At 70.5% G+C, this 11,724-nt stretch carries 10 protein-coding genes; 3 read left to right on the forward strand and 7 right to left on the reverse strand.

Annotated elements, in window-relative coordinates:
- A partial coding sequence (locus tag VF139_08415) for a hypothetical protein (GenBank protein HEX6851421.1) occupies positions 1-1,459 on the forward strand: 1,459 nt, incomplete at its 5' end.
- Here VF139_08415 and VF139_08420 read toward each other — a convergent pair.
- The 3 genes from VF139_08420 to VF139_08430 all read right to left on the reverse strand — a co-directional run bounded on the left by VF139_08420 (position 1,456) and on the right by VF139_08430 (position 4,613).
- On the reverse strand, positions 1,456-1,638 hold the full coding sequence (locus tag VF139_08420) for a hypothetical protein (protein ID HEX6851422.1): 183 nt from the start codon (positions 1,636-1,638) through the stop codon (positions 1,456-1,458). The genes VF139_08415 and VF139_08420 overlap by 4 nt on opposite strands.
- Complete coding sequence (locus VF139_08425; protein HEX6851423.1) at positions 1,635-2,363, reverse strand: DUF2238 domain-containing protein; 729 nt, start codon at positions 2,361-2,363, stop codon at positions 1,635-1,637. Before VF139_08425 ends, VF139_08420 begins: the two co-directional genes overlap by 4 nt.
- 189 nt (positions 2,364-2,552) lie before the next feature.
- On the reverse strand, positions 2,553-4,613 hold the full coding sequence (locus VF139_08430; GenBank protein ID HEX6851424.1) for a S9 family peptidase: 2,061 nt from the start codon (positions 4,611-4,613) through the stop codon (positions 2,553-2,555).
- A gap of 75 nt (positions 4,614-4,688) precedes the next feature.
- On the opposite strand from VF139_08430, the gene VF139_08435 reads away from it, so the two are divergent.
- Together VF139_08435 and VF139_08440 are read left to right on the forward strand one after the other, a co-directional pair.
- The gene (locus VF139_08435; GenBank protein HEX6851425.1) at positions 4,689-6,731 is read left to right on the forward strand and encodes a S9 family peptidase; all 2,043 of its coding nucleotides are present in this window, start codon (positions 4,689-4,691) and stop codon (positions 6,729-6,731) included.
- A 76-nt stretch (positions 6,732-6,807) separates the two neighbouring features.
- Positions 6,808-7,776 (forward strand): hypothetical protein, encoded by a 969-nt coding sequence (locus VF139_08440; GenBank protein ID HEX6851426.1) that lies wholly within the window; start codon positions 6,808-6,810, stop codon positions 7,774-7,776.
- Here the strand turns inward: VF139_08440 and VF139_08445 are convergent.
- The 4 genes from VF139_08445 to VF139_08460 are packed head-to-tail and all read right to left on the reverse strand — an operon-like array spanning position 7,719 to position 11,716.
- Complete coding sequence (locus VF139_08445) at positions 7,719-8,081, reverse strand: hypothetical protein (protein ID HEX6851427.1); 363 nt, start codon at positions 8,079-8,081, stop codon at positions 7,719-7,721. The genes VF139_08440 and VF139_08445 overlap by 58 nt on opposite strands.
- A gap of 54 nt (positions 8,082-8,135) precedes the next feature.
- Positions 8,136-9,644: a DUF4301 family protein gene (locus VF139_08450; GenBank protein HEX6851428.1), complete on the reverse strand. Its 1,509-nt coding sequence runs from the start codon at positions 9,642-9,644 to the stop codon at positions 8,136-8,138.
- Complete coding sequence (locus VF139_08455) at positions 9,641-10,903, reverse strand: dicarboxylate/amino acid:cation symporter (protein HEX6851429.1); 1,263 nt, start codon at positions 10,901-10,903, stop codon at positions 9,641-9,643. The genes VF139_08450 and VF139_08455 overlap by 4 nt, the downstream gene beginning before the upstream one ends.
- A 39-nt stretch (positions 10,904-10,942) precedes the next feature.
- Positions 10,943-11,716 (reverse strand): DUF4198 domain-containing protein, encoded by a 774-nt coding sequence (locus tag VF139_08460; GenBank protein ID HEX6851430.1) that lies wholly within the window; start codon positions 11,714-11,716, stop codon positions 10,943-10,945.
- Positions 11,717-11,724: the final 8 nt, after the last annotated feature.

An 11,724-nucleotide genomic window follows, 5' to 3' on the forward strand; every position in this document is an offset into this window, starting at 1 on the left:
CCACGCCCCCGAGCACCACCCCTACGCGGCCGACCTCGACCTCTTCGGCCCCGGGTCGCTCTTCGAGCGAATCAACACGACCCGCACCGGCGCCGGCGAGGCGACGCTCGCGGCGTGGCTGCTCTCCCCCGCCCCCCCGCCGGCGATCCGCGATCGCCAGCTCGCCCTCGAGGAGCTGAAGCCGCGACTCGAATTCCGCGAGGATCTCGCCCTCGCGGGGGACACCGTCGCCGCGGAGGTCCACCCCGACCGGCTGCGGGCGTGGGCACGGGCCCCGGCTCTCCCGTTCCCCGTGCTCCTCCGCGTCCTCGCGGCCATCCTCGGCGCCGCCGGTCTCGCGTCGCTGCTCGCGTGGCTGGGCGGCGCGACCTCGGCCCTCCCGTTCGCGATCTTCGGCGCGCTCAACGGTTCACTGGCCCTCGCGGTGAGGAGACGCGTCGTCGCGATCGTGCACGACGCCGACCGCCCCGGCGCGGAGCTCCGCGTCCTCGCGGAGGTCCTCGCGCGGATCGAGCGGGAACCGTTCGAGTCCGCGCCCCTGAGAAGACTCCGCGCCGCGCTCGACTCCGAGGGGGTCCCCCCTTCGGCGGCGATCGCGTCGCTCGCGAAGCGCCTCGACTGGATGGAGCTGCGGCGGAACCAGCTCGTCGCCCCTTTCGCCGCGGTCGCGTTGTGGACGACCCAGATGGCGATGGCGGTCGAGTCGTGGCGCGCCCGCCACGGCGCGGCGGTCTCGCGCTGGGTCGACGCCTGCGGGGAGATCGAGGCCCTCGCCGCGATGAGCGCCTACGCCTTCGAGAACCCGAACGACCCGTTCCCGGAGCTTTTCGAGGGTCCCGGTCGCTTCGAGGCGGAAGCCCTCGGCCACCCGCTGATCCCGACCGCCCGCTGCGTCTTCAACGACGTGCGCCTCGACGGGGAGCTTTCGCTCCTCGTCGTGAGCGGCTCGAACATGTCGGGGAAGAGCACGTTGCTTCGCTCGATCGGAATCGCGGCGGCGATGGCGCAGGCGGGCCTCCCGGTCCGCGCGGCGAGGCTCGCGCTTTCGCCCCTCGCGGTCGGCGCGACGCTCCGGATCCAGGACTCGCTTCGCGAGGGGGCCTCCCGCTTCTACGCCGAGATCACGCGCGTGCGCGACGTCGTGGCGTTGACGGACGGGGAGGTCCCCGTGTTGTTCCTGCTCGACGAGCTGCTCGCGGGGACGAACTCCCACGATCGCGCCGCCGGTGCGGAGGCGATCCTGCGCGGCCTCGTGTCGCGCGGGGCGATCGGCCTCGCGACGACGCACGACCTCGCGCTGACGAAGCTCGCCGACGCGCTGGCGCCGCGCGCCGCGAACGTCCACCTCGAGGACCGGCTCGAGGACGGCAAGATGGTCTTCGACTACCACCTGCGTCCGGGAATCGTGACCCACTCCAACGCGATCGCGCTGATGCGGTCGGTGGGGCTCCCGGTCTAACCCCGCCGTTCCCGAAACACCTTCCACGCGAACCACGCGAGGAACGGGAGCACGACGGCATCGGCGACCGCGAAGCCCAGGGCGAGCCTCGGGTGGCTCCCCCGCGTGAACGCCGCGAGGTTCAGCAGGACGAAGCTCGCACCCAGCAGGCCGAAGGCGACCTTCACGTTCCGGGTCACCGCTCGCTCTCCCGCTTGAGCCGCGCGAGCTCGTCCTCGCCGAGCGGGCGCTTGTGCTTCACCTTGAGGGACTCCGCCCACTCGCGGTTGAAGTCGCGCTGCCAGCGCTTGTTGAGCGCCGCCGTCACCGTCATCGCGAGCACCGCCCCGAACATCGCGAGCGCCATGTCCTTCTGCGCGTCCCAGACGTCCCCCTGCGTCCCGAGGTAGGCGGCCCCGAGCTCGCCGCCGAGGATCTCCGCCGCGGCCCACTCGATCAGCTCGTAGACCATCGACGTCGCCATCACCACGTCGAGGGGGAGGTAGTACCCCCACAGGCCCTTCACGTCGGCGACGCGCAGGAAGACCTCGCGCACCGGGTACGCGAGCAGCAGGCCGTAGGCGAAGTGCACGAGCCGGTCGTAGTGGTTGCGCTCCCAGCCGAAGGCTTCGGCGAGGGTCGTCCCCGTGAGCGACTCGACCCACCGGTCGTACGGCACGAGCGAGTAGGTGTAGTGCGCGCCGACCGTGTGCAGGCAGCAGAAGACGAAGATCAGGGTGTACGAGACGCGCGAGAGCGGGAGGGCCTTGCGCGTGGCGACGAGGACGACGAGCCCGACGAGCAGCAGCGCGTTCTCGAGGACCCAGTCGGCGCGATCCGTCGGCCCGATCGCGAGCGCCGCCGCGAGGGCGAGCAGGACCGCGAGGAGGACGCGGGGGTAGATGCGGTGCGAGGTCCAACGCATGGGGCGGGGGTCAGGGAACAGAACCCCCGCCGCCGGCGGAGTGGGCACGGCGGCGGGGTCGGGGGTATGGAGACCTCCTGAGTCGGTGCATCTGAACGATACCCGAACATGCAGGGTCGGGCGCGGAAAAAACTCGCGATGGCGCGCCCGATGCGTCCCCGCTGTGGCGAAGCACTAGAAGAGCCGTCGTCACTTCTGCGGGGCTTTCGTCCACTCGTCGAGCCATCCGAGCACCGTGTCGTGCCACAGGATCGAGTTGTGGGGCTTGAGCACCCAGTGATTCTCGTCGGGGAAGTGCAGGAACTTCGACGGGATCCCCTTCCGCTGCAGGGCGGTAAAGGTCGACATCCCGTGCGTCTCGACGACGCGGAAGTCCAGCCCTCCGTGGATGACGAGCATCGGCGTCTTCCACTTCGCGACGTGGTCGATCGGATTGTGCTTCGTGTACGCCTCGGGGTTCTCCCACGGCGTCCCGTGATGCTCCCACTCGGGGAACCACAACTCCTCCGTGTCGAAGTAGGCGAAGCGCTCGTCGAGATTGCCGTCGTGGGTCACCAGGCACCGGAACCGGTCGGGCCAGTTCCCCGCGATCCAGTTGACCATGTAGCCGCCGTACGAGGCGCCGAGCGCCGCGACGCGGTCGCCGTCCATCCACGGGTACTTCTTCAACGCGGCGTCGAGCCCCTTCTTCAGGTCCTCGAGAGGTTTCCCTCCCCAGTCCCCACGGATCGCGTCGGTGAACGCCTGGCCGTACCCCGTCGAGCCGTGGAAATCGACCATCACCGCGGCGTACCCCGCCCCCGCGTACGTCTGCGGGTTCCAGCGGTAGTGGAAGTCGTCGCCGAACGACCCCTGGGGGCCGCCGTGGATCAGGAACGCGACGGGGTACTTCTTCCCCGCCTCGAAGTTCGCCGGCTTCACGACCCACGCGTGGACCGTCTCGTCGTTCCACCCCTTGAAGGTGAACGGCTCGGGCTCCCCCATCGCGACGGCGGCGAGGCGTTCGTCGTTGAGCTTCGTGATCCGCGTCCGCTGCGAGCCGTCGGGCTTCACCGTGTACAGGTCCACCGGAGCGCGCTGGTGGTCCCGGCCGAAGAGGATCACCTCTCCGGCGATCGAGGGGTACCGCGACGTGCCTTCGTCCACGATCGCCTTCGGCGTCCCGGTCTTCGCGTCGACGGCGAAGAGCGCCGCGCGTCCCAGGTTGTGCGCGGTGCAGTAGATCGTCTTTCCGTCCTTGGACCAGGCGAGGTTCTCCGGGGAGCGGTCCCACGTTTCGGTCAGGGCGCGCGCGGTGCCGCCGGGCCAGTCCATGAGCATGATCCGCTGGCGGTCCGCTTCGTACCCGGGGCGCACCATCGCCAGCCACGCCAGGGTCTTTCCGTCGGGGGAGAAGACCGGCTGCGTGTCGACGGCGCGGTTCGCCTCGGTGAGGCGTTTCGGGGGCGCCGATCCGTCGATCGGCACGAGCCACAGGTCGAGGTTGGTCGACCACGCTTCTCCGGCTCCCTCGACCCGCGCGGTGAAGACGAGCCCCTTGCCGTCCGGGGTGAAGGCGGCTTCCTCCGACCCGCCGAACGGCTTGGTCGGAGCGTTCCCGTCGAGCCCCTTCAGAATCGCGACCGGGTCCCCCTTCCCCGTCGACGGGAGGACGTACCAGTGCTGGCGGCGGCCGTCCGACCACGTGTCCCAATGCCGGAACAGGAGCCGGTCGTAGAGGCGGCCCGTCGCCTTGACCGCGGCCTTCTCGTCGAGCCGCTTCTTGGTGTCGGCCGGAGCGGGGGCGTCCAGGAAGACGTCGAGCGCGACGGCGAGCGACGCGCCGTCGGGAGAGAGCTTGAACGCGTTGACGTCGAGGGGCAGGGTCGTGACCGGTTGGGCCTCGCCGCCGTCGATCGGGAGCTTCCAGACCTGCGAAGACCCCGAGCGCGACGACTGGAAGTAGATCCACTTCCCGTCGGGGGACCACGCGGGTGCGGTGTCGCTCGCCGTGTGCGCCGTCAGGCGCCTGAGCCCCGAGCCGTCGATGCCGACCCGCCAGAGATCGGCGCGGCGGCGGTTGGCGTCGAGATCCAGCGCCGAAACCGTGAAGACGACGGTCCGTCCGTCGGGGGACGGGACCGGTTCCGAGATCCGGTCGAACGCCACGAGATCGCGGACGTTGAGTCCCCGGATCTGCCCCGGCGGAGCGGCGATCGCGGCGAGCGTCGCGAAGCCGGAGAAGAGCGCGGCGAGCAGCAGGATGCGCATCGGTGACCTCCGAAAGGCTGGCCATTATGCGGCGAAGGCCTTAACCTCCCAAACTCTCGTCCGACGAGGTGATCCATGCGTGCCGTGAGTTGCCTGCTTGCCGTCGCCGTCCTCGCCTTCGCCCCCGGCGCCTTCGGGGCAACGGAGAAACGACCTGTGACCGCCGAGACGATCTGGAAGCTCAAGCGACTCGGGGCTCCGACGCTCTCCCCCGACGGCCGCGCGGCGGTCCTGGCCGTGACCGGGTACGACCTCAAGGAAGACAAGGCCGATACGGACCTCTGGCTCGTTCCGACCTCCGGCGGCGAGGCGCGCCGCATGACCACGGCCGAGGCCGGGGAGTCGAACCCGCAGTGGTCCCCCGACGGGAAGTGGATCGCCTTCGAGGCGAAGCGGCAGGGGGACGACCAGGGGCAGATCTACGTCCTCCCCGCGGACGGAGGCGAGGCGCACCGGGTCACCAACGTCCCCACGGGCGCCTTCGGCTTCAAGTGGTTCCCGGACTCGAAACGGATCGCCTTCCTGTCGCGCGTGTGGGGCGACCTCCGGACCTTCGACGAGCAGGGCAAGCGCCAGAAGGAGCGCAAGGACTCGAAGATGTCCGCCCAGGTCTTCGACAAGCCGCGCGTCCGGCACTGGGATCGCACCCTCGACGATCGCGAGGTTCACCTCTTCTCGATCGCGATCGACGGAGGGGAGCCGCAGGCGATCACCCTCGGCTCGGGGCGCACGCTCCCCGTCGAGGAGCCGGGGTCCTCCACCTACGACATCTCCCCCGACGGCGCCGAGATCGCGTTTCCGTCCGACGTCGACACGACCGGCGTGAACGGGCAGGACGATCTCTTCGTGATCCCGGCCGGAGGCGGCACCCCGCGCAACGTCAGCGTGGAGGCGCACGCCTCCGACGGCGCCCCGCTCTACAGCCCCGACGGCCGCTGGCTCGCCTTCTCGCGGCAACGGATCAAGGGGTTCTACGCCGACCGGTCGCTCCTCGTCCTCCACGACCGCAAGGCCGGGAGCAACCGCGTGATCACCGAGGGCTGGGATCGCTCCGTGCGCGGCCTGGTGTGGTCCGGCGACTCGAAATCCCTCTGGGGGGCGATCGACGACGCCGGACACGACCGCGTCCATCGGATCGACGCGCAGACGGGGAAACCCACGCCCGTCACCGGGGACAAGAGCTTCGGCAACGTCGCGGTGTCGAGGGACGGGAAGACGGTCGTCGCGCTCCGGCAGAGCTTCACGGAGCCCCCGACCCTCGTGCGCCTCGATCCCGCCACCGGCGCGGCGACCAAGCTGTCGACCTTCAACGACCTCGCGATGGAGGCGATCGACTGGGGAACCTACGAGAGCGTCACCTACAAGGGGGCGAACGGCGCCGACATCCAGATGTGGATCAACTACCCGCCCGGGTTCGACAGGTCGAAGAAGTGGCCGCTGTACCTGCTCGTGCACGGGGGGCCCCACAACGGGATCACCGACAGCTTCACCTTCCGCTGGAACGCGCAGGTCTTCTCGGCGTGGGGGTACGTCACGGCCTGGCCCAATTTCCACGGCTCGAGCGGCTTCGGGCAGTCGTTCACCGATGCGATCACGAAGGACTGGGCGGAGCTTCCGTACGTCGACGTGATCCGCTCCGCCGAGTGGTTCGCGAAACAGCCCTGGATCGACGCGGACCGGATGGCCGTCGGGGGCGCCAGCTACGGCGGCTACCTCGTCTCGGTGATCCTCGGTCGCGAGCACCCGTTCAAGGCGATCATCGCCCATGCCGCCGTCTACAACCTCTACACCCAGTACGCGTCGGACTACGGCGCCGAGCACCGTCGTCACGGCGAGTTCTGGGAGCAGAAGGCGCGGTTCGAGACGAACTCGCCGCACACCGCGGCCGCCAACTTCAAGACCCCCACCCTCGTGATCCACGGCGAAAAGGACTACCGGGTCACGCTCAACAACGGCCTCGAGCTCTTCCACACCCTCTCGAACCGCGGGGTCCCGACCCGCTTCATCTATTACCCGGACGAGAACCACTGGATCCTCAAGCCGAACAACTCCCTTTTCTGGTACGAGGAGTGCCGGAAATGGATCGAGCGTTACATCGGAAAAGGGCCGAAACCCTAGCCGAAACCCCACCGAATGACCGGGGTTAACACATCGAGGCTTGCACCCGGACCCGCGCCTGAGGTCGGATGGGCGCGTGAGCACGACGTCACCCAAGCGCCGCGGCCCCTGGCTCGCCATCGCATGCGAGCTCGTGCGATGGCTGCCGCTTCCCGTGGCGGCGGTGTCCGGACAACTGCTCGGAACGCTGGGCTGGTACCTCGCCGGGAGCGCGCGCCGGCAGACGTTGTCGAACCTCGCGCGCGCGTACGGGACGACGATGCCCGAGGCGGTGCGGCGGCGCACGGGCCGGCGCTCCTTCGCGCTCGCGGGCCGGGGCTTGTTCTCCTGGATCGTTCTCCACCGGATGGGCCCCGAGCGTTGCCTCAGGCGCGTGGAGTACGACTGCGACCCGGCGATCCGTGAAGCGGTCAAGAACGGAGCGATCTTCATCACGCAGCACTTCGGCCTGTTCGAGGCGTCGAACCCCTGGCTCTACCGGGAGTTCGGCTACCGCCCCGTCGGCGCCGCCGCCGAGCGAGGCTCCCCAACCGAGCGGCTCGTCCGGATGCGTCGCGACATGGGCGGCGACACCATCGAGCAGGGGAACGCACGCGAGCTGATGACGTTCCTCAAGGCCGGCGGCGTGAGCGCGATGCTCATGGACCAGGACATCCGTCGCGTGAACGGGATCTTCGTCCCGTTCTTCGGCCACCCGACCCACACGCCGGCGGGACCCGCCACGTTCGCCGTTCGCCTGAAGATCCCGCTCGTGCTCTTCCGGGTGGAGTGGACGTCGCTCACCCGCCACCGGCTCACGGTCGGGCCGGTGCTCCACGCGCGGGCCGACCTCCCGCCCGAAGACGCCGTGCACGAGCTGACGGCACGCGCCACCGCGGCGGGCGAAGCGATCATCCGTGCGCGCCCCGATCACTGGCTCTGGGTGCACGAGCGGTGGCGGACGCGCCCCGCCGACCGCCCCTCCGCCCCCCACTGGCCGCGTCCCGTCTACGCGTCCCTGCGCACGGTCTCCGGGGCGAACGCGGGCAAGCACACGGCCACGTAGTCCGCGCCCCCCGCCTCGGGGGTCGAGTACCGCACCCACTCGCCGGCGTGCGCGATCACCGCCTGCCCGGTGCGCACGTCGATCGCGCCCCCCTCGTGCTCCACGCGCAGCATCCCGCGAAGCACGAGCGTGTATTCGTCGAACTCCGGTCGTTGCCCCGGCTCCACCCACCCCTCGGGGCTCGTCATGTGCGCGATGCTCACCGCGGCGGTCTTCGAGTTGACCCGCCCCACGTACTCGCGGATCTCCTTCGGCTTGTTCCCCGCCGCCGTGATGCGCGTCGGCTTCTCGATCCGTGTCGGCATGTCGGTGGACTCCTGCGGATCCGGGATCCGGGGGTCCCGGCCCCCCGTCCCCGACTACACGGTCCCGCGATGCTCCGGCCGCAGCAGGTCGAACACGGTCTTGACCGGAGCGAACGTCTCGACGGGAACCTCGACGAAGACGGTGTTCCAGAAGGCCATGGCGCCGTTCCACAACCCCGGCCGCTCGAGGGCGAGCAGTTCGCGCCCCCCAAACGACTTGCGAGCGACGAGCACCGCTCGCGCGTCGACGAAGCGGCGGAGGTCGTAGGGCCGGCCCTCGACGTCGCGGACCGAACAGGCGAGGTCGACCGGGTTGAAGTGGGTCGAGGCGGCGACGATCGACGCCTGCGAGGGATCGTCGAGATCGACCTCGGCCGTCTCGACGATCTGCAGGGTGACACGGCCGTCCTCCCCGCGTTGCCAGAAGGGACCGCCGCCGGGCTCGCCCTGGTTGGGCACCACCCCGCAAACGCGCAACGGCCGGTCCAGCAGGTCGAGCAGCCACGCCCGGCGGTCCGCACCGGACGGCGCCGCGGCCGCGAACCGCTCCGCCGCGAACGCCTGCGCCTCGTCGAGCGCCCACGCCTCGACCGCCGGGTCGCGCAGCCGCGCGGTGTGGAGGAACACCTCGCGCTGCAACGCGACGAGGAAGCCGCAGAGGATCCGCTTCCAGCGCACGGTCGGCCCCTTCAACCGGTCCGGGACGACGTTGTCGATGTTCTTGAGCAGGACGAGGTCCCCTTCGAGCGCGTTCAGGTTCTCGAGCAGCGCGCCGTGACCCGCCGGGCGCAGCAGCACGCGACCGGCGTCGTCGCGGAAGGGCTCGCCGTCGACGGTCGCGGCGATCGTGTCGGTCGAGGGGCTCTGCACCGAGAAACCGATCTCGAGCCGCACGCCGAGGCCGCGCTCGTATCCGGGGCGCGCTTCTTCCGCGGCCTCCCGGAAGCGGTCGAGATGTTCGGGCGAGACGGTGAAGTGGACGCGCGCGATCCCGTCCGCGTCGCGGGCGTACGCCGCCGCCTCGACGAGGTGCTCCTCGAAGGCCAGGCGCGCCCCGCCGGCGTAACGGTGGAACGCGAGCAGCCCCTTGGGGCGGTCGGCGAGGGCGAGCCCGTCGGGTCCGAGCATCGCGTCGAGGATCTCGAGGCAGTTCCCCGCGCCGTGCAGGATGTCGAGGTCGTACCCCTCGAAGGCGAGCTCCGAGCGCAGCTCCTCCAGGAAGGGGAAGTCGTGCAGGCGCTCCATCAGGACGCGCGAGTCCTGCACGTCGCACTGGCGGGCGGCGCGCGCGGCCAGAAGCGACGCGAACATGCGCGAGGCCGCGCCGGAGGCGGGGACCATCTTGAGGCAACGCCCCTGGCGCGCGGCGAGCTCTGCGAGCTGGATCAGCTCCGCGGTCCGCTCCTCCGGAATCCTGACGATCCCGTCGCCCACGGTCGCGGGGCGATCCAGGCGCCTCCGGGGGGGCGGGACGCGCAGGAGGTCGAGTTGGCGTCGGGCCTCCTCGACGGAGATCCCGCGCTCGCGGAGCTGGTCGACGTCCGCAGGGTTGAAGGGCGTCATCGTGGAGGCGCCTCCTCGCCGCGGGACACGACCACCGCCGCCGCGAGGTCGCCCGTGACGTTGAGCGTGGTGCGGCACATGTCGAGGAACCGGTCGACCCCCAGGATCAACCCGATTCCCTCGGTCGGCACATGGACGAGCTTCAGGATCATCGCGATGACCGGGAGCGAGCCGCCGGGGATCCCCGCCGTGCCGATCCCCGCGAGGATGCAGATCGACACGACCAGGGCCTGGTCGCCGAAGGAGAGGTCGACGCCGTAGAACTGGGCGAGGAACAGGACGGTGACCCCTTCGTACAGCGCCGTCCCGTTCTGGTTCGCCGTCGATCCGATCGTGAGCACGAACCGGGAGACGTGCGCGGGGAGCTTCAGATTGTCCTGCGCCACGCGAAGGGCGGTCGGGAGGGTCGCGTTGCTCGAGGCGGTCGAGAAGGCGGTGAGCATCGCCTCGTCGATCCCGCGGTAGAAGGCGATCGGGCTCATGCCTCCCAGCAGCTTCACGCTCAAGGCGTACACGACGAACTGGTGGATCACGAGCGCCAGCAGGACGACCCCGACGTAGCGCGCCAGCTGCAGGATCACCTCGGCGCCGAGCGTCGCCGTCATCGAGAACAGCAGCGCCGCGATGCCGATCGGCGCCAGCGCGATCACCATGCCGATCAGGCGCATGGTGACGTCGTAGAGTCCCTGCACCGCTTCCTCGAAGCGACGGGCCGCGTCGGTGCGCACGACGGCGACCCCGATCCCCATCATCAGGGAGAAGAACATGACCGCGAGCATGTCCCCCTCCGCCGCCGCCTTGAACGGGTTGGAGGGGACGATCTGGACGAGCAGGTCGATGCCGGTCTTGGGCGCGGCCGCGGTCGTGAGTCCCGACGCCCGTTGCGACGCGGTCTCCATGAGCCGCGTCCGGGCCTGCTCCGACAGTCCCTCGCCGGGACGCAGGACGTGGACGAGGAAGATCCCGAGGAGCACCGCGATCGTGGAGACGACGACCGTGTACGCGAGGGTCTTCAGGCCGACGCGGCCGAGATGCCGGAGGTCGCCCAACCCGGCGACCCCGAGGATCAGGGCCGAGAAGATCAAGGGAATGACGAGCATGAACAGCAGGCGCAGGAAGATCTGTCCGGCCGGCTGCGCCACGTTGGCGAGGGTCCACGCCAACCCCGGGGAGTCCCCCAGGAAGGCGTGCGCCGCGAGCCCCATCGAGACTCCGGCCGCGCCGCCGATCAGCATTCGGGTGTGGAGCGCCACGCGCACCCGCGGAGTATGCAGGGCCGGCGCGCGCGATAGAAGGGGTTATTCGGCCGGCGACGCCCGGAACGTCAGCGAGGCCCAGAGGCTCTCCCAGTCGGCGTCGACCCCGTCCGGGGCCGGCACCATGTGCACGGCCGACAGCAGCCACGGGCCTTCGCCGTCGAGCTCGAAGGTCACACGCCCCGCGGCGTCGGTGCGCCCCCGCGCGGGCCGGTCGCCCGCGCCCTCGCGCCGCGCCAGCACCAGCGCCCCCGAGAGCGGCTTCCCCTCGAACTCGAGGCGCACGGGGAGGGCACGGTCCGTCCCGAGCGCCGCCGGGTCCTTCTCCGCGATCAGCTCGAGGCGAAGACCCGTCACGCGGTCCGCACCCGTCCCCATCAGCGCCTTCGCGCACCGCGAGTAGATCTCCCGCCCGTCCACCCGCGTCTGCCCTTTCGCCTCGCGCGCGGCGATCACGTGCTCGAGCCCCTCCTCGCGCAGGTACGCCTCGAACTTCGCCGGCGCGAGGGTGATCGACAGCGGACGGCTCCGATAGACGGCGACCCAGGGGCCCGGAGCGGAGGGAGTCGCCTCCCCCGCCGGATCGCGCCCCTCCGCACCGCGGATCGGGACCGCCTTGCCTTGTCCGAGGAGCTCGAACCGGTCGATGCGCGCCTCGCGGCGGGGGACGGGCTCCCCCACCTTGTTCTCCCCCGAGCGCAGGGAGAACTCCACCCTCCGTCCCGGCTCGGGGCGGAAGGTGGAGGGCTCGATCCAGAAGTCGTGCGCCGCCACCGGCGAGGCGCTCAGGAGCAGGAGGGCGAGGATGCGATGCATGGAAGGCC

Source organism: Candidatus Polarisedimenticolaceae bacterium, assembly GCA_036376135.1.
Taxonomy (GTDB): domain Bacteria; phylum Acidobacteriota; class Polarisedimenticolia; order Polarisedimenticolales; family DASRJG01; genus DASVAW01.

Coding starts and splice junctions, on each gene's coding strand:
- VF139_08425 (HEX6851423.1), bottom strand. CDS start 2,363: ATGCGTTGGACCTCGCACCGCATCTACCCCCGCGTCCTCCTCGCGGTC.
- VF139_08430 (HEX6851424.1), bottom strand. CDS start 4,613: ATGCGCATCCTGCTGCTCGCCGCGCTCTTCTCCGGCTTCGCGACGCTC.
- VF139_08435 (HEX6851425.1), top strand. CDS start 4,689: ATGCGTGCCGTGAGTTGCCTGCTTGCCGTCGCCGTCCTCGCCTTCGCC.
- VF139_08445 (HEX6851427.1), bottom strand. CDS start 8,081: ATGCCGACACGGATCGAGAAGCCGACGCGCATCACGGCGGCGGGGAAC.
- VF139_08450 (HEX6851428.1), bottom strand. CDS start 9,644: ATGACGCCCTTCAACCCTGCGGACGTCGACCAGCTCCGCGAGCGCGGG.
- VF139_08460 (HEX6851430.1), bottom strand. CDS start 11,716: ATGCATCGCATCCTCGCCCTCCTGCTCCTGAGCGCCTCGCCGGTGGCG.